Below are 25,038 nucleotides of genomic sequence, written 5' to 3'. Positions count from 1 at the left end.
GAAAACCCGGAGTTGATATGCGCCTATTTCGTCTGATCCCCCTTTATATGGCCCTTGCGTTAGGTGCAAATGCCGCTTTGGCCGCAGATGCCGAAACTCTGGCGCCGCTGCGCGACGGCACTCTAAAACGCCTGATCTTGCACAAGGAACCCAAGCCCAAGGCCCCCGTTGAGTTCCAGTTGGAAGATGACGGCGGCACCGCAACGTTGGCTGATTACAAGGGCAAATACGTTCTGGTGAATTTCTGGGCCACGTGGTGCGCACCCTGCCGCAAGGAAATGCCACAGATTGCTGAGCTACAGGAAGAGTTCGGCGGCGACAAGTTCGAGGTCGTGACGCTGGCCACCGGCCGCAATTCGCCTGCCGGGATCAAGAAGTTCTTCGAGGAAAACGGCATCGACAACCTGCCCCGCCATCAGGACGCGGGCTCGGCTGTGGCGCGAGAATTTGGCGTGATTGCCTTGCCGATCACTGTGATCCTTGATCCCAACGGGGATGAAATAGCCCGCCTGATCGGCGATGCCGAATGGAACTCCGACAGTGCAAAAGCAATTGTTGGCGCATTGGTGGGCGGCGAAAGCTAATCGCAGTCGACTTTGAAAATGCGGTAACCGGTCCGTACCTCGCGGGCTGGTCTTTTTCTGCGAGAGGCTTACGCAACGCCACCTTTGACACTGCCGCAAGCGACTTGCACTCTGCCCTGCGGGAGGATGGCCATGCCGCTTGGAATATTGCTGGTTCTGGTGATCGGGGGGATCGCGGGGATCACCTTGATGATGCATCTTGCGGGCAAGTCTCGTATCACGCAGCTAACCCCGGACAGCGCAAAAGCCGCTTGGTTGCGACACGTACCCGGCGACGAGGTTGTTGATGTAACAATCACCAATGACGGCCATACGGCCTTGATCCGAACACCTGTGGGCAACGGCCTTGTCTGGTCGTTCGGCGCCGACACCGTGGCGCGTCACCTTCTGGATTTTGACAGGCTTGACCGCGCCGAAGGGTTTGAAATCCGGTTTCACGATTTCGCCACACCCAAAGTTCTTATCCGTCTTGACGATTTCGAGCGCCAGCACTGGCAAAACCTGATGGAGCCCGTATGACCGACCAAGTAACCTTCCCCGACGCCGTTCAGTGGGCCGTTCCTTTCTTTATCGCCGCCATTCTGGCCGAGTTCCTTTGGATCGCCGTCAAAGGCAGAGGTGGCCGGTACGAGACGCGTGACGCGGTGACCTCGTTGATCATGGGTGCGGGGAATATCGCCTCGGGCCTCTTATTGGGCTTTATCGCCTATGCGTTCTTCATGTGGCTGTGGCAGGTCACGCCCTTGAACCTGGGCACCTCGATCCCGGTCATCATTCTGTGTTTTGTACTGGACGATTTAAGGTACTATTGGGTTCATCGGTTCGGCCACCGCATCCGCTGGGTCTGGGCCAGCCACGTCAATCATCACAGCTCACAGCACTACAACCTGACGACTGCGCTGCGGCAAACTTGGACTTATACTTTCACCTTCATGATGGTGGTGCGCGCGCCTCTGATCCTGTTGGGGTTCCACCCGGCTATGGTGCTGTTCGTGGGCGGACTGAACCTGATCTATCAGTTCTGGATCCACACCGAAGCGATTGGCAAAATGCCGCGCTGGTTCGAGGCTGTGATGAACACACCCAGCCACCACCGCGCCCATCATGGCCGAAATGCGCGCTATCTGGATTGCAACTATGCTGGTGTCTTCATCATCTGGGACAAGATGTTTGGTACATTCGTACCCGAGCAAGAGGATGATCGCGTCGATTTCGGGCTGGTCCATAATATCGGAACCTTTAACCCGCTTCGCGTGGCCTTCCATGAATGGGTCGGGATCTGGCGCGACGCAACACAACCCGGCCTTAGCCTTCGTCAGCGAATGGCCTATTGCTTTGCCCCGCCCGGCTACAGTCATGACGGCAGCCGTGACAACTCGGATCAGATCAAAGCCAAGCACATCGCAATGCATCCCGAAGATCGCGGAACGCCCGGATTCGAGCGTTTCCAGCCCGAAGCGCCTAATTCTGAGGCAAAACAGGCTTGAACCCGCCGACCGACCTGGGGTCGTTCCTTGAAAACCGGTCACCGTCGCCCATATCACTTTGATATGTAGCCATCCGACAGGAGACCCGAAATGACCCGTTTAGTGACCATATCCACAGTGTTGGGTTTGACGGGTCTTGTTATCGCCATGATGACCGCTTTGAACGGCGCAGCGTCTCCGATCGTGGCACTCGGTTTTGCCATGATGGCCCTCGGCTTTGCCGGAGCGGTGATCGGGGCGGCCATTTCGGTCGGACGGATGTCGCCGATCGCGCGCTAACGTAATCGAGCTGCATTAACCGCAAATTCACAAGTTTGTCCTGAAATCCACCCATGACCGATGACGGTAAAAGGTGGACCACGCATGACGGACAAGAAACTCGCGGATTTGCCAGAAGGGTCCGACAGCCCTTTAAATGCGGCCGTGATCTCTCGAGATGCGTCAACGGTTCAAATGGCAACCGACGCTGTGAAGCACAAACAATGTAAACTGGCGTTTCAACCGGTGATGCAGGCGAACCCTCCGCATGGTGTCGCGTTTTACGAGGGGTTCATTCGGGTTCTGGATGAAACCGGCCGGGTGATACCGGCGCGAGACTTTATGCCTCAACTGGAAAACACGCCAATTGGCCGTGAGTTGGACTGTATCGCGCTGGAAATGGGGCTGCGCGCATTGGCCCGGAATCCGGAGATACGCATGTCCGTCAACATGTCGGCACGATCAATTGGATACAGCAGATGGTCGCGCGTCCTCGAAAGATTCCTGAAGAGAGACACCAGTATCGGAGAGCGGCTGATCCTGGAAATCTCGGAAAACTCTGCCATGACAGTTCCAGAACTGGTCATGGACTTCATGGACCGGATGCAGCCGCGCGGCGTCGCCTTTGCACTGGACGACTTTGGCGCCAGCAATTTCAGCTTTCGGCATTTCCGCGAATTTTTGTTTGATGCAGCCAAGATTGACGGCCAGTTCATACGTGGGATCAGCGCGAATCCGGACAATCAAGCCCTGGTTCGCGCGCTTATTGCCGTCGCGCGCGAGTTCGAAATTCTGGTTACAGCCGAATCGGTCGAAACCAAAGAAGATGCAGAATTTCTGGTCGCTAACGGCGTCGATTGCCTTCAAGGTTTCTTGTTCGGCGCCCCCACGGTGTCCGCCCCTTGGAAGACAAAAAACGAAATAAAAACAGCGGGGTGAGCTCCATTACCTAGCGGCACCCTACCTGAGACAAGCTGACCGTTGCTGCAGCAGCAGCATTGCGTTATTCCAATATCAGTTGGAGCGGGGGATCATGAGGCGCTCTGAACCGATAGGGACCTTTCCCTGTTGCCTGCGCCGTCACGTTTCCCACAGAACCTTGACGGTAAAGGATTGTCTTAATGACCAACGTAGTAATCGCATCCGCAGCACGCACTGGTGTCGGCAGTTTTGGCGGCTCGTTCGCAAACACACCCGCGCATGACTTGGGTACCGCCGTTCTCGAAGCCGTTGTCGAACGTGCAGGCATCGAAAAGAGCGAGGTCAGCGAGACCATTATGGGTCAGGTTCTGACAGCAGCACAGGGTCAGAACCCTGCGCGTCAGGCGCACATCAACGCGGGTCTGCCCAAAGAAAGCGCCGCATGGGTCATCAACCAAGTTTGTGGTTCGGGCCTGCGGGCGGTTGCCCTGGGCGCACAGCACATCCAACTGGGAGATGCCGATATTGTCGCCGCCGGCGGTCAGGAAAACATGACCCTGTCGCCCCACGCCGCAGCACTGCGTGCCGGTCACAAGATGGGCGACATGAAATACATCGACACCATGATCCGCGACGGTCTGTGGGACGCATTTAACGGCTATCATATGGGTCAGACCGCTGAAAACGTAGCCGAGCAATGGCAAATCAGCCGCGACATGCAGGACGAATTTGCCGTCGCCAGCCAGAACAAGGCCGAAGCTGCGCAAAAGGCTGGTAAGTTCGCGGATGAGATCACGCCCTTCACCATCAAGACCCGCAAGGGCGACATCGTGATGGACAGCGACGAATATATCCGCCACGGCGCAACCATGGAGGCCATGGGCAAACTGCGCCCTGCCTTCACCAAAGAGGGTTCGGTTACGGCGGCGAACGCATCCGGTTTGAATGACGGTGCGGCGGCGACACTTCTGATGTCGGCCGAGAATGCGGAAAAGCGCGGGATTGAGCCTCTGGCCCGCATCGCTTCCTTCGCCACTGTGGGTCTGGACCCGTCGATCATGGGCGTCGGCCCGATCTATGCCTCGCGCAAAGCGCTGGAGAAAGCGGGTTGGTCGGTTGACGATCTGGATCTGGTCGAGGCCAACGAAGCCTTCGCCGCACAGGCTTGTGCTGTGAACAAGGACATGGGTTGGGATCCGTCGATCGTGAACGTGAATGGAGGCGCCATCGCCATCGGCCACCCAATCGGTGCCTCGGGTTGCCGGGTTCTGAACACGCTGCTGTTCGAAATGAAGCGCCGTGATGCGAAAAAGGGTCTGGCGACCCTTTGCATCGGCGGCGGCATGGGCGTCGCCCTGTGCGTGGAGCGCGACTAAGCTTTTAAGCATTGAACATAGAAAGGGCGCCCGGCAGGCGCCCTTTTTTGTTACATTGGGGCTGACCCAAAGATGCGACGATATTGCCCTATGGGTTTCGAAGATTCTCGGCGAAATAATATTGCGCAAGACTACCTATCAAAGTAACAGCATTACCAAGACGACTTAAATTGGAGGAAGCCTAAATGGCACGTACAGCACTCGTCACCGGCGGTTCCCGCGGCATCGGCGCAGCAATTTCCAAGGCGCTGAAAGCCGAAGGGTATAATGTTGCAGCCACCTATGCCGGAAACGACGAAGCGGCCGCAAAATTCACCGAGGAAACCGGCATCGCCACATACAAGTGGAACGTGGCTGATTATGACGAATCCAAAGCGGGTATCGAAAAGGTTGAGGCCGAGGTTGGCCCCATCGACATCGTCGTCGCCAACGCGGGCATCACCCGCGACGCCCCGTTCCACAAGATGACCCCGGAACAGTGGCATCAGGTGATCGACACCAACCTGACCGGCGTGTTCAACACCGTCCACCCCGTTTGGCCCGGTATGCGCGAACGCAAATTCGGCCGCATCATCGTCATAAGCTCGATCAATGGTCAGAAAGGTCAGTTCGCACAGGTGAATTATGCCGCGACCAAGGCGGGTGATCTGGGCATCGTGAAATCGCTGGCCCAAGAAGGCGCACGCGCCGGCATCACCGCAAACGCCATCTGCCCCGGCTACATCGCAACCGAGATGGTCATGGCTGTGCCTGAAAAGGTACGCGAGTCGATCATCGGCCAAATCCCCGCAGGACGTTTGGGTGAACCCGAGGAAATCGCACGCTGCGTGGCTTTCCTGGCATCGGATGACTCGCAATTCATCAATGGCTCGACCATTTCGGCCAACGGTGCGCAGTTCTTCGTCTGATCCCTGTGCAAAACGAAAACGGGCCGGTCTTTTAAGACCGGCCCTTTTTTATCCCGTAAGAACGCGCGCGCTGCGCTCAGCGGGAACCGAATAGCCATTTCACCAAGTCACCGATCGCGCGGGACCGTTCGAAATGGGCACGCCGAAAGGCGCGGGCGACAGATGGGCTGGAGGTTGCCTCGATCATGGAATATCTCCTTTCAGTTCAGCGTTGTTTGACTTGAGATCTATATGAGGCTTATTTTTACGGCCGACAAACGAGCTTTCTTCTGATCCCAGTTAAGATATTCTTACCCTATGAGCGACTACCTACCGCCACTTACCGCCCTACGGGCCTTTGATGCCGCCGCGCGCCACATGTCTTTTTCCAAGGCTGCAGAAGAACTGCATGTCACGCCCGCAGCCTTGTCCTTTCAGATCAAATCGCTGGAGGAGCATCTGGGACGCCCCCTGTTTCGTCGCCTCAACCGGGCGGTAGAATTGACGGAAGCCGGGCGCGCCTTGGCCCCCGGTGCGGCAGACGGGTTCGCCAAGCTACAAGCCGCGTGGCAGGCGGCCCGGCGGCTGGGCAATGACACCAGCCTGACCGTTACGGCGGGCCCGGCGTTGACGGCCAAATGGTTGGCTCCACGGCTCTATGACTTTGCCCGCGCGCATCCAGAGATCGACCTGAAGTTCTCGGCCACATTACGTAACATGGACCTCGAGAGGGACGATGTGGATGTGGCGATCCGCTTTGGCTATGGCGGGGACGAAGGGCTGTATTCCGTCCCCGTTCGCAAGGAATGGCTGACCCCGGTGATGACCCCGGATATGGCCGAACAATTTCCAACGCCTGAAAGCCTGCGGGAGGCCCCCTTGATCTTTGACGACTCGATTGCGTTTCTGCGGCCCCCATCTGACTGGCCCACTTGGTTTCGGGCCGTCGGGGTAGACTTCAACCCACAGCACGGCGCGCATTTTTCCAACGCGGATCATGCGATTGACGCAGCAGTTGCCGGAGTGGGCGTCGTGCTCGGTCGAAGGGCTATGATTATCAAGGATCTGGCGGAAGGCCGTTTGGTTGCCCCCTTCAAGGTCGCAATCGAGACCATGGGCCGCTTCCGGTTTCTGTGTCTTAAAGGATCCGAAAACAGACCTCAGATTGCGGCGTTCCGCGATTGGTTCATGTCCGAGATTGAAAAGACTGCGCATTTGTCGGATGAGTTCGAAATCATTCCGGTGGAAGAGGTGCCCGCACCGTGACAAGAACGCGCGCAACGGGAATCGGCTTTGTCGCCGTCCTGCTTTGGGCCCTGCTGGCCCTCTTTACGGTTGGGTCCGCGCCCACGCCGCCTTTGCTGCTGAACGCCCTATGCTTTTCCATCGGGGGGACGCTGGGATTGGGTTGGACATGGGCCACAGGCGGGTTGAGTCAGCTTCGAGAAATCCCGTGGACGACCTATCTGTTCGGTACAATCGGTCTTTTTGGCTATCATGCGCTGTATTTCTCGGCTTTGCGAATGGCCCCTGCCGCAGAGGCCGGGCTTATCGCCTATCTGTGGCCTCTGCTGATCGTCCTGCTCTCGGGGCTCTTGCCCGGAGAACAATTGCGCATCGGCCACCTGATCGGGGCCAGCCTGGGTTTCGCAGGGGCCGCCGTGATCATCGCGGGTGGCGGTAGCAGCGGTTTTCAGGCCGAACACCTGCCGGGGTATGCCTTGGCCTTGATGTGCGCGCTGACATGGTCGGGCTATTCCGTGCTGTCGCGTCGTCTGGGCGACACGCCAACCAGTTCGGTGGCTGTGTTCTGTGTGGCCACGGCCATCGCCTCGGGCCTTTTGCACATCGCCGTTGAAGAGACAGTCTGGCCAGAAACCATTCTGGGTTGGGGATCAGTCATAGCTCTTGGGTTGGGGCCCGTTGGCTTGGCGTTTTATGTCTGGGATATCGGGGTCAAGCAGGGCGACATTCAAATTTTGGGCACGTCATCTTACGCGGCCCCGCTTCTGTCTACGCTTGTTCTGGTGGTCGCCGGGATCGCCGCCCCAAGCTGGGGTCTGGCGATCGCGGCCGTTTTAATCACTGGCGGCGCCTTAATTGCCGCCCGGGCCAGTATGCGCCGTTAACTCGACAATCGCTCAATCTCTTCCTTGAGCCTTAGCTTCTGTTTTTTAAGCTGAGCAATGTGAAGGTCGTCGATACCAGGCGAGCGTTGTGCTTGTTCAACTTCAAGACCGAGGTTTTCGTGCTTTTTCTTAAGTTCGGTCAGGTGTGCGCTCACGCTCATGGCGGTACTCCTCTGTTGATGTCTGAGTTTCACGTAAGAAGTTGAGCACATCGTTTCCACCCTGTCACGCTGCGGGTGCATAGAAAATGTAACAAATCCGACAAAATCGGCTGGTTAATGCCTGTCAGCTGGAAAATCCGGGCAAGCCAGCCCCTTCGCGCAATACGGCCGAAACTGGCGGAGTGTAACTGTCACCGTCTACCTCATGGCGCTCACCTGAATGGAGAACCAGCGGGGCATGCAGTTGAAACGCGGCTTTTCCGCCCTTTCTGCCCCTCAGAATAACCAGTTCAGCACGTCGACCAACACGGGCGGACAACGGCAATACTTCGACAGACCCCAAGCACCCCTCACACGCGGCCAGCATATCTGGCAACCGGTCCGCTTTCTGAATCATGTGCAGATAACCCCGGGGGGCAAGGCGTTTGGCCGTAGTCTCGATCCAAAGGTTCAACGGCGTGTTCTCACCCAATGCGGCGCTACGGCCTTCATCCGCCGCCGGGCTGTGGGCTCCGGCCCGATAATAGGGCGGGTTCGCAATAACGTGATCGAACTGGCGCTGTTTGAGATCGGACGGCAAAGCGGTCAGATCAGCCTCAAAAACCTCAAGCGAGACGGAATTCTCAGCGGCATTCCGACGCGCCAGATCGGCATATGCAGGCTGCAACTCGACCCCCACAGCCTGCAGATCGGGTACGCGGGCCATCAGGCAAAACACAGCTGCACCGGCACCGCATCCCAGCTCCATAACTGTCTGACCGGGTATTGCGGGTACAGATGCGGCCAATAAAACAGGGTCTACGCCTGCGCGATAGCCCATTATGGGTTGCCACAGGCGCACACGCCCGCCCAAAAAGTCGTTTCGGGTCAGGTCGGCGTCAGCAAACAGTGTCATCGACCCAAAGGGATATCATTGTCGTGCATGACACGTTCGGCGCGGGTCAGGTCATCGGCGCGCACCATCAAGCGGCGGGGGAAGATTCCGATGCCACCTTCGAGGATGCTCATATTTACGTCCATCTGAAAGCAGTCTATATCCTCGCCCTCAAGAAGGGCGGATGCAAAGGCCAGAATCGTCGGATCAGTGCTGCGCAAAAGTTCTTTCATGGGGATGGATGTAAGGGCAAGGCGGCCGCGATGTCGAGCCTTGTATCAAGGGTGTGATGAATATCGACACAGTCACAAAACCGCATGAGCGCTTGGCGGAAATCCTGACGGGCGAGATGGGCGCGGTCAACGAGTTGATCCGCACGCGCATGGCGTCCGAACACGCGCCGCGCATTCCCGAAGTCACCGCGCATCTGGTCGAGGCTGGCGGCAAACGCCTGCGCCCGATGCTGACCTTGGCGGCGGCGCGGCTGTTTGGCTATGCCGGAGATCACCACGTTCGTCTGGCCGCGACGGTCGAGTTTATTCACACTGCAACCCTGCTGCATGATGATGTGGTCGACGAGAGCGCCCAACGGCGCGGGCGGCCTACAGCGAACCTGCTGTGGGACAACAAATCCAGCGTTCTGGTCGGCGACTACCTGTTCTCCCGCAGCTTTCAGTTGATGGTTGAGACCGGCTCGCTGCGGGTCCTGGATATTCTGGCCAATGCCTCGGCCACGATTGCCGAAGGCGAAGTGCTGCAAATGACTGCCGCAACCGATCTGGGCACGACCGAGGCGATTTACTTACAGGTTGTGCGCGGCAAGACGGCGGCGCTGTTCTCGGCCGCGACCGAGGTGGGCGGCGTGATCGCAGGCGCGACCGAGGAACAGGTCAAGGCGCTTTATGACTATGGCGACGCGCTGGGGATTGCGTTCCAGATTGCGGATGATCTGCTGGATTATCAAGGCGAGAGCGCAGCCACAGGTAAGAATGTGGGCGATGATTTCCGCGAGCGTAAGCTGACCCTGCCGGTGATCAAAGCTGTGGCGCAGGCCACGCCCGACGAACACGCCTTCTGGGAACGCACCATCGGACGCGGTCGTCAGGAAGAGGGTGATCTGGACCACGCGCTTGGGCTGATGGCAAAGTACAGCACGCTTGAAGCAACGCGGGCGGATGCATTCGGCTGGGCGAACAAGGCCAAAGCATCGCTGGAGGCTCTGCCTGATCACGAGATCCGCACGCTGTTGTGTGATCTTGCCGACTACGTGGTCTCGCGCCTCAATTAAGCTGAGTCGCGCGGCACCACCAATCGGGATGGGCCGCACCAATCTCATAGGCGGCGAAATGCGCGTCTTTCATCGTGGGATAAAGCGCGAAACAGGTCGAACCCGACCCTGACATGCGCGCCATGAGGGCCGCTTTCGTGCCTGCCAGTTCATCCAGAACGCGGGCGACCTCAGGGGCCAAGCCCGTTGTTGGCGGTTCAAGGTCGTTGCGTTGATCCTGCAACCAATCGGCGCAGGTTTCGACAGTCTCCAACTCGGGGATCTCTGCAGGCATTGGCAGATTGTCGCGGCTTTTCAATGCCGCGAACACGCACCCGGTGGGCACTTCGACGCCAGGGTTAACCAACAGAGCTGGCAGAGAGGGCAGCGAAGCGGACGTCAGATCATCCCCAATGCCCCGCATCCGAATGGCCCGAGCCGTTACGCAGACCGGGATATCAGCCCCCAGTGACAGGGCCACGTCGGGCGAGACTGTCCTACCCTGCTCTGCCGCCATCCGTAGTGTCGCCGCCGCATCCGAGGACCCGCCCCCAATGCCGCCGCCATGCGGTAGCACTTTGTTCAGGTCGATATGGCCGGTCCAACCCGCCGCCTGTGCGGCTTTCCAAACCAGATTTCGGCTGTCTGCTGGTACGCCATCGGCGTGTTCACCCGTCACTGCAATCGTCAGGGCATCGCCAGGAGTGAACTGCAGCGTGTCACCCACATCAGCAAAGACCACCAGAGAATCCAACAGGTGATAACCATCCGCGCGGCGGCCAGTCACATGCAGGGTCAGATTGATCTTGGCGGGGGCAAACGCCTCAGCCTTCATTGGCCACTTTCAGGGGCTCGGCCCCTTCTTCGACAAGAACCGCGTCCAGTCCAATTTCCAGCTTGCGGCGGATACGGTCCGGATCAGCCTCGCCATCCGTGTCTTCGGGGTCGATGAAAGACAGAGCACGTTTCCACTGGAACTCGGCCTCGCGCGCACGACCCACGGCCCAATAGACATCGCCCAGATGATCATTGACGACCGGATCAACAGGCATCAGCTCGACCGCATGCTCCATATGCTCGACCGCCTCGTTGTAGCGGCCTAAACGGAACAGAACCCAGCCAAGACTGTCAACAATATAGCCGCTGTCAGGGCGAGCAGCCACTGCGCGTTCGATCATATCCAGCGCCTCACCCAGCTTTTCCTGGCGCTCGACCAGCGAATAACCCAGATAGTTTAACACCTGCGGCTGATCTGGATTCAGCTCCAGCGCGCGGCGGAAATCGGCTTCGGCCTGATCCCACTGCTTGAGGCGTTCGTGCGAGATGCCTCGGGCGTAGTGCAGGAACCAGTTGCCCCCCACACCCGAATCGATCAGTTCTATCGCAGTGTTGTAGGTTTCCACTGCAGCCGCGTAGTTTTCCTCGCGGCGCTGCAGATCGGCAAGCGCCACATGCACACTGGGCAGGTCAGGGCTTTTGGCGGCCAGGTTCTGCAGAACTTCGGCCGCGGCATCTGTCTTGCCCGCGCGGCCCAAAACCTCGGCGCGGCCCAGTTCAGCCGCATGGTAGTCGCTGCTGGTCGCTGGCACTTTACGATAGGCTTCGACCGCAAGATCATATTGCTCAAGCCCATCCAGCAATTCAGCACTCAGCAGGATCGCGTCGACATGATCCGAGCGTAGAAAGGCCGCGAGCTGAGCATAAAGCAGGACATAGTTCTGTGCGGCTTCGCGACTGAGAGCTGCCCCGACAGAAAAGAACACTTCGGCCATGCCGTCTTGCGGAGAACCGATATGGGTAAAGGGCAAAGTCTCGCCAGCTTTCAGACGCGCCTCGTACCCTTCGATGGACGGGTCGCTTCCTGCGACAAAGACTTCATCCAAAAAAACCAACGCATCTTCGTTGCGGTCCAGCTGCGACAGCACTTCGGTACGGGCCAGTGCGGCACGTCGGGTAAAGCGCGCAATCGCGCTGTCATTGGCCGCAAAGATCGCCTCGGCCCCTTCGAAATCTCCGATCGAGGCCAGGGCCAGCGCCTTGTGGTAAAGCGCAAATTCGGTAAGCCCTTCTTGCGTGGCAACAGTATCAAACTGCTCCATCGCGTTGGTCATCGCGCCCTGGCCGACATAGGCCCAACCCAACAGCAATCCGTCGACGAGCGGCCCTATGCCTTGCGTCTCCGGGTCACGGGACAGGAATTCATCCAGCTCACCCTGGGCCAGCAAGTTAACTGCAATGGCCATACGGGCCGCTTGGCTGGGTATACCGAGCTCTTCAATCGCTTGGGCGACCGGCAACGCGCGTTTTATCTGGCCCAGCGACAGCCGCGCGACCACAACGCTTTCCAGCAGCTTACCGTTCTCGGGGTCGGCACGCAGAGCTTGCGCATAGTATCGTTCGGCCGCGGAGTAATCGTTCTGGAAAATTGCCTGACGTCCGGCCAGATAGGCTCCGGATCCAGTATCCGCAAAACCCGGAAACGAAAAGGCCGATGAAAGAAGCGCGGCAACTGCCGCGCGACGTAAGAAGGATACCACCAAAATCCTGCCCTGCCATTGTTGACTGCTATCTAAGCTAGGGCTTCGGCCGGAAAGAGGCAATGGCAGAGCCTTCACGACCCTGCCATTGCCCGTTTTTCGCTTACATGTTGGGATAATTCGGTCCGTCGCCACCCTGCGGCGTTGTCCAGGTGATGTTCTGGCTGGGATCCTTGATATCGCAGGTCTTGCAGTGAACACAGTTCTGGAAGTTGATGACGAATCGCGGACCGTTTTCATCCTCGACCATTTCGTAGACACCCGCCGGGCAATAGCGTTGCGCAGGTTCGTCGAACTTGGGCATGTTGACACTGACCGGGATTGCCGGGTCGGCCAGTTTCAAATGACAAGGCTGGCTTTCCTCGTGGTTGGTAGCCGCGAAGGATACGTTGGTCAGGCGGTCGAAAGACAGCACGCCATCTGGTTTTGGATAGTCGATGGGCTTGTGCTTGCTGGCTTCCTCGGTCGCCTCGGCATCGTTCTTGCCGTGGCCAACTGTCCCGAACAACGAAAAGCCCAGCGTGTTGGTCCACATGTCCATTCCGCCCAGCATCAGCGATGCGGTCAGGCCCCATTTCGACCAGATCGGCTTGACGTTTCGCACCTTTTTCAGGTCGGAGCCGATGGCACCTTCGCGTACGTCGGTCTCGTATGCGGTCAGTTCGTCGCCCGAACGGTCGGCTTTGATGGCGTCAAAGGCGGCCTCGGCTGCGGCTTTGCCCGACAGCATCGCGTTATGGTTGCCCTTGATGCGCGGCACGTTGACCATACCCGCCGAACAGCCCAGCAGCGCCACACCCGGCGCAACCAGTTTCGGCATCGACTGATAGCCCCCTTCGGTGATCGCACGGGCGCCATAGGCCACGCGCTTGCCGCCTTTCAGCAGTTCAGCCACCATCGGATGGTGCTTGAAGCGCTGGAATTCCATGTAGGGATACAAGTGCGGGTTTTTATAGTTCAGGTGAACCACGAAACCGACATAGACCTGATTGTTTTCCAGGTGATAGATGAACGATCCGCCACCCGCGTTACTGCCCAGAGGCCAGCCCATCGTGTGTGTGACTGAGCCTTCTTTGTGCTTGGCCGGGTCGATCTCCCAGATTTCTTTCATGCCAACGCCGTATTTCTGCGGCTCTTTGCCCGCTGACAGGTCGTATTTGGCGATAACCTCTTTGGACAGCGATCCACGTACACCTTCCGACAGGAAGACGTATTTGCCGTGCAGCTCCATCCCCGGCTCGGTGTTCGGACCATATGAGCCATCGGCTTCCAAACCAAAGACACCGGCCACCACGCCTTTGACTTCGCCATTTTCGCCGTAAACCAGATCGGAACAGGCCATACCGGGGAAGATTTCTACGCCCAGTTCTTCGGCCTGTTCGGCCATCCAGCGGCAAACATTGCCCATCGACACGATGTAGTTACCGTGGTTGTTCATCAACGGCGGCATCGGCCAGTTGGGGATGCGGATCTGACCGGCCTCACCCAGCATATAGAAATTGTCTTCATGCACCTCTGTGTTCAGCGGCGCGCCCTTCTCTTTCCAGTCCGGGATCAAAGCATCCAGGCCGCAGGGATCAAGCACCGCACCAGACAGAATGTGCGCCCCGACTTCCGAGCCCTTTTCCAGAACGACAACGTTCAGATCGGCATCCAGCTGTTTCAAACGGATGGCTGCAGACAGACCGGCCGGGCCTGCGCCCACGATCACCACATCGTATTCCATCGCTTCGCGTTCAATATCGGCCATCGCGGGCTCCTTAGCTAACTTTCCGAATTGGCGCTTTGTGCACGTGCTCGGCGCAATTTTCTTTCCCTGCTGACTACATGTTCACCAAGTCCTTGGTCAATCAGAACACGGCGTAACAATGCCGCAATGCGGCAGATCACGCGTCCGGGCTGTCCCCCAGCAGGTACCTGGGGCCACTTCCCTTTGACTTGGCCCGGTCATCCGGGTTGTAAAGCGCACATTTGGGCAAGCTCAGACAGCCGCAGCCAATGCATCCATCCAGATTGTCACGCAACCGCGTCAGCGTCTCGATTCGCTGATCCAGATGCGCGCGCAGCCCGACGCTGATCTTTTGCCAGTCTTTCGGTGTTGGCGTCCGATTGCCCGGCAGACCCGACAACACCTGCCGAATTTCCGGCAGCGACAAACCGAACTGCTGGGCGATCATGACAAAGCTCAGCCGCCGGATATCAGCGCGCTGATACCGCCGCTGCCCGCCCGCATTGCGCCACGGGGTGATCAACCCTTGCGCCTCATAGTAGCGAATGGCCGAAACCGCCAATCCCGTGCGCCGGGCCAAAGCGCCAATGGCCAGCCCCTCGGATAACGCCAACTTATCCTCCAACAAATACCTTGACCTAAAGTTAGGTTTAGAAATTACGGTGCGTCGCGACACGCCTCAAGATGAAAAAAGGAGATCCCATGATGGCGACGCTTGAACACACCAACTTTACCGTCCGCGACCCTCAGGCCTCGGCCAAATGGATGCACGAAGTCTTTGGTTGGAAAACCCGCTGGGAAGGACCGGCCATCGCGGGCGGATATACGGTCCATGTGGGCAGCGCGCACACATATTTGGCGCTTTACGCGCCCAGCGATCCCAAACTATCACAAGAAAGCAGCTATGACATCGTTGGTGGGCTTAATCATGTTGGTGTTCTGGTCGAAGATATCGACGAAACCGAAGCCCGCGTTATCAAAGCAGGATTCACGCCAACGTCGCATGCTGATTACGAACCGGGCAAAAGGTTCTATTTTGATGACGACAACGGGATCGAATTCGAGGTGATTAGCTACACGTAGGCTGTAATCCGCGTTGGCGTGATTTAGCCCCCTTGCATTTCACGCGCCATTTGGGTCAGGTACTTGACGACCCAATCATTCGCCCCGGCGCCAATCTCGTGCGGCGGGGCGACTCAATTTATGCGTGGACGACGAGAATATGGAAAAGATTCCCATGACGCCTGCGGGCAATGCCGCGCTCGAGGCGGAGCTGAAAAACCTCAAATCCGTCGAGCGCCCGGCGATCATCGAAGCCATCGCCTCGGCCCGAGAGCTGGGCGACCTGAAGGAAAACGCCGAGTATCACTCGGCGCGTGAAAAGCAGGGCTTTATCGAAGGCCGCATCAAAGAACTGGAAGGTATCTTGTCGCTGGCCGACGTGATCGACCCAGCAAAGCTGTCCGGTGCTGTGAAATTCGGCGCCAAGGTCACTTTGGTCGATGAGGACACTGACGAGGAAAAGACCTGGCAGATTGTCGGTGAATATGAGGCCAGTATCGAAAGTGGCCTGCTGAATATCAAATCTCCTATCGCCCGCGCCTTGATCGGCAAGGAAGAAGGTGACAGTGTCGAAGTCCGCACCCCTGGTGGTGTACGTTCCTATGAAATCCTGAGTATCGAGTACGCCTAAGCCAAGCGCCGACAATGTCCGAGTCCACGCCAGAGCACGAAACCGAACGGCCCGCACCGATTGGTATGTATGACCGGCCAGCGGAACCCGCGTTGACCGAAATCGAAATCGCGGCCATCGTTCTCAGCCTTATCTGGCTGGTCGTGTCGGTCGTATTCCTAGTGTTGCCCGGCAAAATAGAAGGCGGCGGTTTCGTGGTAACGCTGCTGGCGGTTTTCATGCCGATTGCCATGATCTGGGTGGCAGCCACGGCACTGCGCGCCAGCCGTATCATGCGTGAAGAAAGCGCGCGGCTACAAAGTTCGATCGACGCGATTCGCAATGCATTGATCGCTCAGCAGCAGCGCGCCTCTAGCGGCTATGAGCCCAATGTGTCCAAGAAACTGGACGAAATTGTCGAGACAGCCAAAAAGACAGAAAGTACCCTGGCCACGTTTTCCACGCATCGGACTCAGCCTGTTCGGGGCAAGACCCCGAATGCAAACGGCGACCAGACCACGCTGGAACTTGGAACACAGGCCGAAGACATCGCGCCTCCGCTTGGGACGGATGTGTTCATCCGCGCCCTGAACTTCCCTGAAACGCAGGAAGACACCGAAGGGTTCAATGCCCTGAGGCTGGCGCTGAAAGACCGCAAGACCGCGCAGCTGGTGCAGGCGTCGCAGGATGTGCTGACCCTGCTCAGTCAGGAAGGCATCTACATGGATGACCTGCGCCCCGACATGGCGCGTCCGGAAATCTGGCGGCAATTTGCGCAAGGATCACGCGGGCGTGCCGTGGCTGCTTTGGGCGGCATAAGGGACCGTTCGTCACTGGCGCTGACGTCAGCCCGGATGAAGCAGGATCCCATCTTCCGCGATGCCGCGCATCACTTTCTGCGCCGGTTCGACCACATGATCATCGAGTTCGAGCCCGAGGCCAGCGATGCCGACTTGACCGCGCTTGGCGACACGCGCACCGCGCGGGCGTTCATGTTGTTGGGTCGAGTGGCTGGAACCTTCGATTAAAGATCAAAGCTGCCATAGGGGATGAACCGGACCATGTCGCCCGGTTTGATATGGCACGCGCCATCCCCAATCTCGACCAGCCCTTCAGCCCAGCTTAGCCCACTGATCCGACCTGAGCCCTCGGAGGCGAACACCTCAGCCCGGCCATCACGGATGCGGGCGCGCAGATACTCGCGGCGGCCCGGTTTCTTACGCTTTTCAAACGCGGCGGGCAGGTCAAAGCCTTGAGGGGTCGACCAACCCTCGCCCGCCATCAGGCCCAAGGCCGGGCGCGCAAAGATCAGCGTGCAAACCAACGCGGCCACCGGGTTTCCGGGTAGGCCGAACACAGGCGTTCCGCCCCACATCCCAAGCGCCAGAGGGCGACCGGGTTTCAACGCAATCCGCCATTCCTGCATCGCCCCTGCCTGCCGCAACAGTGCCGAGACATGGTCCTCATCCCCGGCAGACGCGCCGCCACTGGTCAGGATCACATCCGCGCGTACAGCGGCTTGGTTCAGACAAGTCCGCAACGCCTCGCGGTCGTCGGGCACCCGGCCCATATCTACCACCTCAAACACCATGCGTTCCAACAAGGACAACAGCATCGGACGGTTGGCATCGTAAATCTGGCCCGGACCGGCGGATTCACCGGGTTCGACCAGTTCATCCCCCGTGGACAGAACCGCCACGCGCAGTACTTTGCGCACCGGAACCTCGGCCAGACCGGTGGCCGACAATAGCGCCAGATCAGCCGGGGTCAGGCGACGTCCGGCGGGCAGAATCGCGTCGCCCTCAGCCACATCCTCGCCTGCCTTGCGGGTATTTGCGCCGCGTTTCAGCGGCCCGTGAAAAGCGATGTGGCCGTCCTGAACGGTCACGTCCTCCTCCAGAATGACTGTATCCACGCCCGCAGGCAGTGCCGCCCCGGTCAACACACGCAACGCATAGCCTTCAGGTACCGTGCCATCAAACGGTATCCCAGCCGCCGCGCGCCCTGGATGCAGCGGCATCACCTGCGGGCCGTCAAGCGCGACCCCGGCAAAGCCATAGCCATCCACCGCCGTATTGGGCTGCGGCGGATTCGAACGTTGGGCGATAACCTCCTGCGCCAGAATACGCCCGGTGGCCTGCGCCAAAGGCACGGTTTCCACGCCTGCAACCACGGTCAGCCGGTCGCGCAACAGGGCCAGCGCATCGTCGATCGGGGTCCAGTTCACCCCGGCGGGCAAGGCAAAACAATCGTTGCGCAGGGGTGGGGGCGCAATGTCGGGTTTGGTCATAGCCCCACCTCTCGCAAGATGAAATCGGCAATCGCCGCTGTGTCGTTCAGGTCAAAAATCGGCTGATCCACCTGCAGCGGCGTGTCGCTGGCCACGGCGCGGATCGTTGGGTTTTCGGGGGCCATCAGCGCGTTCCCGGCCTCGGCCCGGAACGCCTCGACCTTAGGGTGGCTCTCACGCTTGAACCCCTCGATCAACACCAGATCGACCGGGGAGAGGCGCGCCAGCAGATCCGCCATCGAAGGCTCGGACGCGCCACGCAGTTCTTGCATGATGGCGACACGCTGACCCGAGGCCAGCAGCACCTCGGACGCGCCTGCCGTGCGGTGGCGATAGCTGTCAGTACCGGGCTGATCCACATCGACGCGGTGATGCGCATGCTTAAGTGTCGAGACGGTAAACCCCCGTCCGGTGATTTCGGCCACCAAACGCTCCATCAACCCGGTTTTGCCAGCGTTTTTCCAGCCGGTGACGCCGTAAACCCTCATGCCTGCTCCAGCAGCTGTTCGGCCCGCGCGAGATCGTCGGGCGTGTTGACGTTAAAGAACGGATCAAACGGCTCGGCGGGGAACAGCGCCTCGCGCCCGTCGTGCTGGTCGGTCCAGATCACCACCTTGCGCAAACCGTCCTGCAGCGCCGCCCGCAGATCATCGCGCAGCGCCACGGGCCATAGACCAAAGGTCGGGTGCCGGTTGATGCGTTTGCCCCCGCCGGATTTCAGCACTTCGTCCCCCCTGCGCGGCGTGGTGGCCAGCACGAGCGGGTGGGTCTGGCCCTGCGCAGCCTCGGTCAATCGCGTCACCAGATCACGGGGGAAAAACGGCGTATCGGCAGCCGCGGTGATGATAGAGTCCGCGCCTTGTGTCGCCGCCCAGTCCAACCCCGCCAGCACCCCGGCCAGAGGGCCCGCGAAGCCGTCAATCGTATCCGGCAGGATCGGCAGGTTCAGATCGGCAAACCGATCAGGATCACCATTTGCGTTCAGCGCCAGCCCGTCCACCTGAGGGGCGAGCCGGTCGATCACATGCGCCATCAGGCTCTGCCCGCCGATCTGCAACAGGCCCTTGTCGCCGCCACCCATCCGGGTCGCCAGTCCACCGGCGAGGATCACTCCGAGGGGTTTGGTCATTTCATATCCTCGACATTGGGCCATTTCCGGTACTTCTCGAACGGAAGGAGAAATCCAACAGAAGTGACCGCCACCATCGCTGTAAACCAATAGATCGGAGGCGTGGGCGTTATCTTGCCCAACCAGATGCCGATTTGTGCAGCCCCAACCAAATACACCAAAGACATGCCCGGAACGCCAATCATCCAGAAATAGAGCCTAAATGCCCGCGCTGACTTCACAACAGATTTGCCCAGCTCTCTGGGCGCAGGCAGGCCATGAATAGCAACCCGTTGAAGACCATACATCTGATCGCGAAAGCGTGTGTCGCGCAACGTCCAGCCCGACCCCGGAAGCGGAAGAGCTTCCCGTAAGCTCACATAAGGACCAGCTTTCCATCCAAGCCGGGACAGCCTGTCCGTCCCGAGCCTTGCTATTCCATCAACGACTGCCTTCTTGCAACGCTCAAAGTGGAGGAGGGCTTTCACCATGATCCACACGAATAGGACCATCAGTAGGAGGGGAATGATGTAAAGCGCAACAATCATCCCGCACTCTTCCGTCGATGTTTCTTGTCCTCGACCGCCACGCTGGAGGGATCGACGTCGCGCAGCAGGCGGTCCTCGCCCGCCAGGCACACGAAACGTTGTCCGCGCATTCGGCCGATCAGGGTCAGGCCGACCTCGCGCGCGATCTCGACGCCCCAAGCCGTAAACCCGGACCGAGACGCCAATACCGGGATGCCCATCATCGCCGTTTTGATCACCATCTCGGATGTCAATCGCCCAGTCGTATAGAGGATCTTGTCATCGGCCACCGCGCCTTCGGACAGCATCCAGCCCGCGATTTTGTCGACTGCGTTGTGACGACCCACGTCTTCCATATAGACTAGGGGGCGATTTTCGTGGCACAGCACCGTGCCGTGAATCGCCCCGGCTTCAAGGTACAATGACGGCGTGCGGTTAATCTTGGCGGCCAAATCATACAGCCACGAGGTCCGAACCTGAACCTGTGGCAGGCGCACACCCTCGAGCCCCTCCATCATATCGCCAAAGACCGTGCCCACTGCGCAGCCACTGGTGCGGGTCTTTTTCTTGAGCTTGTCCTCATACGAGGTTTCACGCGCGGTCCGCACCACCACGGTTTCCAGATCGTCGTCATAGTCAACACGGGTGATTTCATCATCCGCCAGCAGCATCCCCTGATTGCGCAGGAACCCCAGCGCCAGATATTCGGGATAGTCGCCAATGGTCATCGCCGTCACGATTTCCTGCGAGTTGAGGAAAATGGTCAGCGGCCGCTCCTCAACCACCGAGATATGGCTGACCTCACCATTCTGGTCCACGCCCTCAACCGCGCGGGTCAGGCGGACCGCGCCGGGATCGGGGGCGATGATGTAGTCCGAAAGATCGAGTTCCGTGGCCAATTGCAACCCCTTCGTAAGACAGATACTGCTGCGGGCATTACCATAGGATTTAGCCATGGCAGACACCACATCCAAGTCATACTTCTGGAAGGGTTTTCGCGACGGGACGCCTTTCATCTTCGTGGCGATCCCCTTTGGCACCCTGTTCGGCGTCTTCGCGACCGAGGCCGGGCTGAACCTGTTGCAAACCATGACGCTGACCGCGACCGTCTTTGCCGGGGCGGCGCAGTTTGCCGCGCTGCAACTGCTGCAGGACCAAACTCCGACGGCAATCATCCTGATCTCGGCTTTGGCGGTGAACCTGCGGATGGCGATGTATTCCGCCTCGCTGACGCCCTATCTGGGGGCCGCGCCGATGTGGCAGAGGGCATTCGCGGCCTATCTGACCGTGGATCAATCCTATGCCAGCTCGATCATCCAGTTCGAAAAACAGCCCGACATGAGCGTGCCGCAGCGAATGGCCTATTTCGTGGGCTCAGTCACACCGATCACGCCGCTGTGGATCTTGGCGACCTATCTGGGGGCGGTGCTGGGCACACGTATTCCCGAAAGCTGGGCGCTGGATTTTGCACTGCCGATCACCTTTCTGGCCATGATCGGGCCGATGATGCGGACCTTAGCGCATGTGGTCGCGGCCCTTGTGGCCATTGTCGTGTCGCTGTTCACCGTCGGCGTCCCCTATAACCTTGGCCTGCTGATCGCCGGATGCGCGGGCATGATCGCAGGCGCTCAGGCCGAACTGATCGCCGAGCGCAGAAAGGCCCGGACATGACCCCGCCAGATCCCGTTACCGTCTGGACCATTATCATCGGACTGGCGATCGGCAGCTATGGGCTGCGCTTTGTCTTTATCGGATTGGTCGGAGATCGACCGATGCCCCCCTGGCTGCTGCGCCATCTACGCTATACAGCCGTGGCGATCATCCCTGCGCTGATTGCGCCGCTGGTGGTCTGGCCAACCGCGACCGAAGGCCAGCCGGACATACCGCGCATGTCGGCTGCGGCGGTCTCTGTGGCCGTGGGGCTTTGGACCAAGAACGTGATCGCCGCGATTTTCAGCGGGGCCGGAACCCTTTACGGATTGCTGTATCTACTGGGCTAGGGCCGTGTCCTGCTGGTTCAGCAGGGCATTGTTCGCTGCCAACCCAGCTTGCAAGTCAGCCGAGTCATTCTCGCGGTATTCCGTCGTCACCACTCCCGGTATCTGGCCGAACTGATCGGACAGTTTCACCGGGTAAAAGGTGGTGCTGATCTGCTCGAACCCCGGCACCTGCTGCAGCAGTTGCGCAGTTGAATTGGTACAGAACGCCCCCGCCACCGGGCCCGATTGTTTGGCCAGTTGCAGCGCGATTTCGGCCTGTTGCGGGGTCACTTCGATGGTCTGGATGCGGGCATAGTGCGTCTCGCGCGCGTGGCTGCTGCGATAGGCGCGCTCCACGTTGGGAGTGATGCCATACAGCACATCATCCTTGATCGGCACCACATCGGCGCGGAAAGACCCTGCGGGGTCAAAAATCACCCGCTCGCTGCCGCTGATCATCAACGAGGTATGCGCCCCCGAACCGGTGCGCGTGCTGATCATCGTATAGAGCGTCAGGGTCGACGGGCCGGGATCACTATAGGACCGGGCCGCAATCTCTGAGAAATCGGCCTGCGGGCGTTGAGAGCCCACGCAGCCAGCCACCGTTGCTGCCAAAAGGCAGGCAATCACTATCCTGATCACGATGGACCCCGATTTTAAGGTTTAAGAAGCGAAAACCGCCAGGAACAGGCACAGGAAGGCAATGGCTACGACGCACCACGTGGTCGCCTTGATAAAGCCGTCAAATGTTTTTTCCTGAACTTTGATGTCCATTTCGCCGTGCTTGTATTCAGCCATGTGAAAGATTCCCAATTCGCGTGTTTGAGACGTTGGTAATCGAAAACGCGAGGGCTGTCACCACGTCATTCGCGCGCAGGGGCCGCAGATTGGAACACCGAACAGCCCGGATACCCAAAGCCCCAGCGCCACGGCAGGCCAGAACAGGGCGCGCCGCCGAATCGAACAGCCGCAAACATCGCTTCGGCTGTCACGGAATGGGCGGTGCGAATCTGGTCGGGTGTCATGTCATAGCGGACGGAATACTCTTCGGCGTGCTCAGTGCCGTGCTGTTTCACGCAGGCGCGCAGCGTGTCATCCGCTGACAGGCGCGCGTCATAACTGTCTTCGGCGCGCAGGGCTGCACCCGCGTTGTGATAGGCCCGATCATGGGCCACGCAGCAGTATTCCCAGGGTGGGTGCGCTTCATACAAAGCGCGGAACTTCGGGAAGGTCTCGGCCACGAACCGCCAGCTGGTCGACAACCCGCCCGAGCATCCATCAGTCTCGAATACTGTTAAATCTGCTCCCTCGCTTTGCGCGATCAGCGCGCGATGGGCGGGCAGTTCGAGGCTGCGCATGAAATCTTGCGCCGCGACCGGGCTGGCCAGAACCGACAGGATCAGCGTCAGTTTACGGGCTGGCATCGCGCATCGCCTGTTTGTCCACGGACATGCCAAAAGTAGTTGCAAGCCACAGCAAAAGGCGCTCAGCCGGGCCCATCTCGGCCCGGATGCGCAACACCTCGTTGGCCAGCGCCGGGTCATCGGTGATCAACCCGTCTACCCCCATCGAAGCCATGGCCGACATCTGCAGCGGGTCATTCACCGTCCAGACATAGATATCCTTGCCCGCCGCCTGCACGCTGCGGACCAGCCCCGGCGTCGCCATGCCTGCATTGACGGCCACAAACTCACCTTCAAGCCCTGAAAGGTCTCCGACCGCCGTGGCGGCCAGAACACCGGCGCGCCATTCAGGGCGCAGTTTTTCCATTTTCTGCACGGCGGGGTATTTCAGCGACATGGTGGCGATGTCGTCCTGCATCTCGAACTCTTCCACCAGCGCGGCGACGCGATTTTCCAGATCGACGTCGTGACCGTAATATTTCAACTCAATGATGACCTTGGCCTTGCCCTTTGCTGCCTCCAGAACTTGTCGCAGAGTCGGGGTGCGTTCGTCGGCGTATTCAGGATCGAACCAACTGCCGATGTCGATCTCGGCCACGTCTTCCATCGTGGAATCCCAGACCTTGGTGGGCACGCCCGCCAGTTTCATGAAATCACTGTCATGAGCCACGATCACCACGTCATCTGCCGTTTCCTGCACGTCGATCTCGACCCAATCGGCACCGTCCTCAATGGCTTTCAGAACTGCGGCCATGGTGTTTTCCGGCCGCAACGCTGCAGCCCCCCGGTGGCCGATCACCTCGGCCCGGTCGGGGGCATCGACACGGTCCAGCACCTCCTGCCCGACCCATAGCCCCGCAACCAAGGCCACCGCCGCGCCGCCAAGAGCGGCGAGAAGCGGCACGCGCAAATTGCCCGGTTCGGGATGCGGGGGCTCCGAGGTCTTGATCTCGAAAAACCCATCCAGCAGCACCGCCAGCGCGCCCAGCGCCGTTGCGGCCAGAACCAGCCCGGCCAGAGACCACAGCCCGGCTACGATCAGACTGTAGATCAGCGCCATTTTCAGATGAGACGCCCCCTGCAGCGGCACCAGATCGAACAACAACCCCGCCACCGTCGCAATCAACGCGGCAATGACAATGCGCAGGCACAGCCAGATCGCCAGCTCAAGCTTGAGCCGCCCGCGCTTACCCTCCATCCGGGTGGCGCTGACGTTGAAGGCGCTGGCGGGGGCAACGGATTCGAACAACACCAGATGCAGGCCCAGCGCCCAGGCCGAGAGCCTGCGGATCAACACCCAAGCCATGACCAGCACCACCGCGCCGATCAGGCCCACGGCCACAAGGAAGGATGGCGGGCGGAACGTCAGGTAATAGTTGATGTCATAGTCGGTCAGGGTCCACCACGCGATCACCGCCGCGACAGCGGCAAATGGCACAACCAACAGCAACACCCGCAACACGAACCGCACCGCGAAACCGAATAGAGCGGGCAGGCGCGACAGGATCAGGCCAATGGCGGAACTGCCCGCGCGCCACGGGTCACGTTCACCCATTCGCAACGAGGCTGCCATGACCGAAAAGACCAGCACCTCAGCCAATAGAAACAGGCTAAGCACCACCACAGCCGCCACGAACCCGACCGGAGACAGGATGAATGCGGCGATGGCCTGATCCGTCAGCGCGGTCTGGTTTGACAGCGACACCGCCAGATTGACTGTAATCGCCACCCCCGGCGCGATCAGCGCAACCAGCAGCAGGCGCACGGCCAGATAGATCGGCACAAAGACACGTCGTCGCGCCCAGGCGCCGCGATAGGATGTTGTAACGGCTGAAAAAAGGCTCACCAG

The 25,038-nt window shown here is 59.4% G+C and carries 31 protein-coding genes; 15 read left to right on the top strand and 16 right to left on the bottom strand.

Going from position 1 to position 25,038, the window contains the following annotated elements:
* Window positions 1-17: 17 nt before the first annotated feature.
* The 9 genes from ACR0DX_RS05385 (at window position 18) to yddG (ending at window position 7,642) form a co-directional block, all read left to right on the top strand.
* Window positions 18-584 carry a TlpA disulfide reductase family protein gene (locus ACR0DX_RS05385; protein WP_170353544.1) on the top strand — a complete coding sequence of 189 codons (567 nt, stop codon included), beginning with the start codon at window positions 18-20 and terminating at the stop codon, window positions 582-584.
* A 132-nt stretch (window positions 585-716) separates the two neighbouring features.
* Entirely contained in the window at window positions 717-1,103 is a 387-nt protein-coding gene (locus tag ACR0DX_RS05380; RefSeq protein ID WP_170353545.1) for a hypothetical protein, read from the top strand.
* Window positions 1,100-2,071, top strand: coding sequence for a sterol desaturase family protein (locus tag ACR0DX_RS05375; RefSeq protein ID WP_170353546.1), 972 nt, complete (start codon window positions 1,100-1,102; stop codon window positions 2,069-2,071). The genes ACR0DX_RS05380 and ACR0DX_RS05375 overlap by 4 nt, the downstream gene beginning before the upstream one ends.
* 90 nt (window positions 2,072-2,161) lie before the next feature.
* Window positions 2,162-2,350: a hypothetical protein gene (locus ACR0DX_RS05370; RefSeq protein ID WP_170353547.1), complete on the top strand. Its 189-nt coding sequence runs from the start codon at window positions 2,162-2,164 to the stop codon at window positions 2,348-2,350.
* Between the two features lie 84 nt (window positions 2,351-2,434).
* Window positions 2,435-3,268 (top strand): EAL domain-containing protein, encoded by an 834-nt coding sequence (locus ACR0DX_RS05365; RefSeq protein ID WP_170353548.1) that lies wholly within the window; start codon window positions 2,435-2,437, stop codon window positions 3,266-3,268.
* Window positions 3,269-3,450: 182 nt separating this feature from the next.
* On the top strand, window positions 3,451-4,626 hold the full coding sequence (locus ACR0DX_RS05360; protein ID WP_170353549.1) for an acetyl-CoA C-acetyltransferase: 1,176 nt from the start codon (window positions 3,451-3,453) through the stop codon (window positions 4,624-4,626).
* 185 nt (window positions 4,627-4,811) lie between these two features.
* The gene (phbB, locus tag ACR0DX_RS05355; RefSeq protein WP_170353550.1) at window positions 4,812-5,534 is read left to right on the top strand and encodes an acetoacetyl-CoA reductase; all 723 of its coding nucleotides are present in this window, start codon (window positions 4,812-4,814) and stop codon (window positions 5,532-5,534) included.
* A 297-nt stretch (window positions 5,535-5,831) separates the two neighbouring features.
* Window positions 5,832-6,779, top strand: a complete 948-nt coding sequence (locus ACR0DX_RS05350) for a transcriptional regulator GcvA (RefSeq protein ID WP_170353551.1) — start codon at window positions 5,832-5,834, stop codon at window positions 6,777-6,779.
* Window positions 6,776-7,642, top strand: coding sequence for an aromatic amino acid exporter YddG (gene yddG, locus ACR0DX_RS05345; RefSeq protein ID WP_170353552.1), 867 nt, complete (start codon window positions 6,776-6,778; stop codon window positions 7,640-7,642). Before ACR0DX_RS05350 ends, yddG begins: the two co-directional genes overlap by 4 nt.
* Here the strand turns inward: yddG and ACR0DX_RS05340 are convergent.
* From ACR0DX_RS05340 to ACR0DX_RS05330, 3 genes are all read right to left on the bottom strand, one after another.
* Window positions 7,639-7,803: a YdcH family protein gene (locus tag ACR0DX_RS05340; RefSeq protein ID WP_170353553.1), complete on the bottom strand. Its 165-nt coding sequence runs from the start codon at window positions 7,801-7,803 to the stop codon at window positions 7,639-7,641. The two genes, yddG and ACR0DX_RS05340, sit on opposite strands and share 4 nt — an antisense overlap.
* Before the next feature lie 124 nt (window positions 7,804-7,927).
* Complete coding sequence (locus ACR0DX_RS05335; RefSeq protein WP_170353554.1) at window positions 7,928-8,698, bottom strand: methyltransferase; 771 nt, start codon at window positions 8,696-8,698, stop codon at window positions 7,928-7,930.
* Complete coding sequence (locus tag ACR0DX_RS05330) at window positions 8,695-8,910, bottom strand: putative signal transducing protein (RefSeq protein WP_170353555.1); 216 nt, start codon at window positions 8,908-8,910, stop codon at window positions 8,695-8,697. Before ACR0DX_RS05330 ends, ACR0DX_RS05335 begins: the two co-directional genes overlap by 4 nt.
* Window positions 8,911-8,966: 56 nt before the next feature.
* Here ACR0DX_RS05330 and ACR0DX_RS05325 point away from each other — a divergent pair, with 56 nt between their 5' ends.
* A complete protein-coding gene (locus ACR0DX_RS05325) occupies window positions 8,967-9,965 on the top strand; it encodes a polyprenyl synthetase family protein (protein ID WP_170353556.1) in 999 nt (332 codons plus the stop codon).
* Here ACR0DX_RS05325 and ACR0DX_RS05320 read toward each other — a convergent pair.
* The 4 genes from ACR0DX_RS05320 to soxR all read right to left on the bottom strand — a co-directional run bounded on the left by ACR0DX_RS05320 (window position 9,958) and on the right by soxR (window position 14,823).
* Window positions 9,958-10,779, bottom strand: a complete 822-nt coding sequence (locus tag ACR0DX_RS05320; RefSeq protein WP_170353557.1) for a 4-(cytidine 5'-diphospho)-2-C-methyl-D-erythritol kinase — start codon at window positions 10,777-10,779, stop codon at window positions 9,958-9,960. The two genes, ACR0DX_RS05325 and ACR0DX_RS05320, sit on opposite strands and share 8 nt — an antisense overlap.
* On the bottom strand, window positions 10,769-12,484 hold the full coding sequence (locus ACR0DX_RS05315) for a tetratricopeptide repeat protein (protein ID WP_480845413.1): 1,716 nt from the start codon (window positions 12,482-12,484) through the stop codon (window positions 10,769-10,771). The genes ACR0DX_RS05320 and ACR0DX_RS05315 overlap by 11 nt, the downstream gene beginning before the upstream one ends.
* 100 nt (window positions 12,485-12,584) lie before the next feature.
* Entirely contained in the window at window positions 12,585-14,231 is a 1,647-nt protein-coding gene (locus ACR0DX_RS05310) for an electron transfer flavoprotein-ubiquinone oxidoreductase (protein WP_170353558.1), read from the bottom strand.
* Window positions 14,232-14,367: 136 nt separating this feature from the next.
* The gene (gene soxR, locus ACR0DX_RS05305; RefSeq protein WP_170353559.1) at window positions 14,368-14,823 is read right to left on the bottom strand and encodes a redox-sensitive transcriptional activator SoxR; all 456 of its coding nucleotides are present in this window, start codon (window positions 14,821-14,823) and stop codon (window positions 14,368-14,370) included.
* 89 nt (window positions 14,824-14,912) lie between these two features.
* Here soxR and ACR0DX_RS05300 point away from each other — a divergent pair, with 89 nt between their 5' ends.
* The 3 genes from ACR0DX_RS05300 to ACR0DX_RS05290 all read left to right on the top strand — a co-directional run bounded on the left by ACR0DX_RS05300 (window position 14,913) and on the right by ACR0DX_RS05290 (window position 16,910).
* On the top strand, window positions 14,913-15,293 hold the full coding sequence (locus ACR0DX_RS05300; RefSeq protein ID WP_170353962.1) for a VOC family protein: 381 nt from the start codon (window positions 14,913-14,915) through the stop codon (window positions 15,291-15,293).
* A gap of 139 nt (window positions 15,294-15,432) precedes the next feature.
* The gene (gene greA, locus ACR0DX_RS05295) at window positions 15,433-15,903 is read left to right on the top strand and encodes a transcription elongation factor GreA (RefSeq protein ID WP_170353560.1); all 471 of its coding nucleotides are present in this window, start codon (window positions 15,433-15,435) and stop codon (window positions 15,901-15,903) included.
* Between the two features lie 14 nt (window positions 15,904-15,917).
* Window positions 15,918-16,910, top strand: a complete 993-nt coding sequence (locus ACR0DX_RS05290; protein WP_170353561.1) for a hypothetical protein — start codon at window positions 15,918-15,920, stop codon at window positions 16,908-16,910.
* Here ACR0DX_RS05290 and ACR0DX_RS05285 read toward each other — a convergent pair.
* The 5 genes from ACR0DX_RS05285 to ACR0DX_RS05265 are packed head-to-tail and all read right to left on the bottom strand — an operon-like array spanning window position 16,907 to window position 20,763.
* Window positions 16,907-18,172, bottom strand: coding sequence for a molybdenum cofactor synthesis domain-containing protein (locus ACR0DX_RS05285; protein WP_480845409.1), 1,266 nt, complete (start codon window positions 18,170-18,172; stop codon window positions 16,907-16,909). The genes ACR0DX_RS05290 and ACR0DX_RS05285 overlap by 4 nt on opposite strands.
* The gene (gene mobB, locus ACR0DX_RS05280; protein ID WP_170353563.1) at window positions 18,169-18,660 is read right to left on the bottom strand and encodes a molybdopterin-guanine dinucleotide biosynthesis protein B; all 492 of its coding nucleotides are present in this window, start codon (window positions 18,658-18,660) and stop codon (window positions 18,169-18,171) included. The genes ACR0DX_RS05285 and mobB overlap by 4 nt, the downstream gene beginning before the upstream one ends.
* A complete protein-coding gene (gene mobA / locus ACR0DX_RS05275) occupies window positions 18,657-19,301 on the bottom strand; it encodes a molybdenum cofactor guanylyltransferase MobA (protein ID WP_170353564.1) in 645 nt (214 codons plus the stop codon). Before mobA ends, mobB begins: the two co-directional genes overlap by 4 nt.
* On the bottom strand, window positions 19,298-19,828 hold the full coding sequence (locus ACR0DX_RS05270; RefSeq protein WP_170353565.1) for a hypothetical protein: 531 nt from the start codon (window positions 19,826-19,828) through the stop codon (window positions 19,298-19,300). The genes mobA and ACR0DX_RS05270 overlap by 4 nt, the downstream gene beginning before the upstream one ends.
* Window positions 19,825-20,763, bottom strand: a complete 939-nt coding sequence (locus tag ACR0DX_RS05265) for a formate dehydrogenase accessory sulfurtransferase FdhD (protein WP_480845406.1) — start codon at window positions 20,761-20,763, stop codon at window positions 19,825-19,827. Before ACR0DX_RS05265 ends, ACR0DX_RS05270 begins: the two co-directional genes overlap by 4 nt.
* On the opposite strand from ACR0DX_RS05265, the gene ACR0DX_RS05260 reads away from it, so the two are divergent.
* Entirely contained in the window at window positions 20,762-21,478 is a 717-nt protein-coding gene (locus tag ACR0DX_RS05260; protein WP_170353566.1) for an AzlC family ABC transporter permease, read from the top strand. The two genes, ACR0DX_RS05265 and ACR0DX_RS05260, sit on opposite strands and share 2 nt — an antisense overlap.
* A complete protein-coding gene (locus ACR0DX_RS05255; protein WP_170353567.1) occupies window positions 21,475-21,807 on the top strand; it encodes an AzlD domain-containing protein in 333 nt (110 codons plus the stop codon). Before ACR0DX_RS05260 ends, ACR0DX_RS05255 begins: the two co-directional genes overlap by 4 nt.
* Here ACR0DX_RS05255 and ACR0DX_RS05250 read toward each other — a convergent pair.
* The 4 genes from ACR0DX_RS05250 to ACR0DX_RS05235 form a co-directional block, all read right to left on the bottom strand.
* Window positions 21,796-22,428, bottom strand: coding sequence for a hypothetical protein (locus tag ACR0DX_RS05250; RefSeq protein WP_170353568.1), 633 nt, complete (start codon window positions 22,426-22,428; stop codon window positions 21,796-21,798). The genes ACR0DX_RS05255 and ACR0DX_RS05250 overlap by 12 nt on opposite strands.
* A gap of 21 nt (window positions 22,429-22,449) precedes the next feature.
* Complete coding sequence (locus tag ACR0DX_RS05245) at window positions 22,450-22,584, bottom strand: aa3-type cytochrome c oxidase subunit IV (RefSeq protein WP_170353569.1); 135 nt, start codon at window positions 22,582-22,584, stop codon at window positions 22,450-22,452.
* Between the two features lie 65 nt (window positions 22,585-22,649).
* Window positions 22,650-23,210 (bottom strand): hypothetical protein, encoded by a 561-nt coding sequence (locus ACR0DX_RS05240; protein WP_170353570.1) that lies wholly within the window; start codon window positions 23,208-23,210, stop codon window positions 22,650-22,652.
* A complete protein-coding gene (locus tag ACR0DX_RS05235) occupies window positions 23,197-25,035 on the bottom strand; it encodes a glycerophosphodiester phosphodiesterase family protein (protein WP_480845401.1) in 1,839 nt (612 codons plus the stop codon). Before ACR0DX_RS05235 ends, ACR0DX_RS05240 begins: the two co-directional genes overlap by 14 nt.
* Between the last annotated feature and the right edge of the window lie 3 nt (window positions 25,036-25,038).

Source organism: Ruegeria sp. D3, from assembly GCF_056534465.1.
Note: the sequence above shows the minus strand (reverse complement) of the source record. Positions and strands in the feature narration are given on the sequence as shown.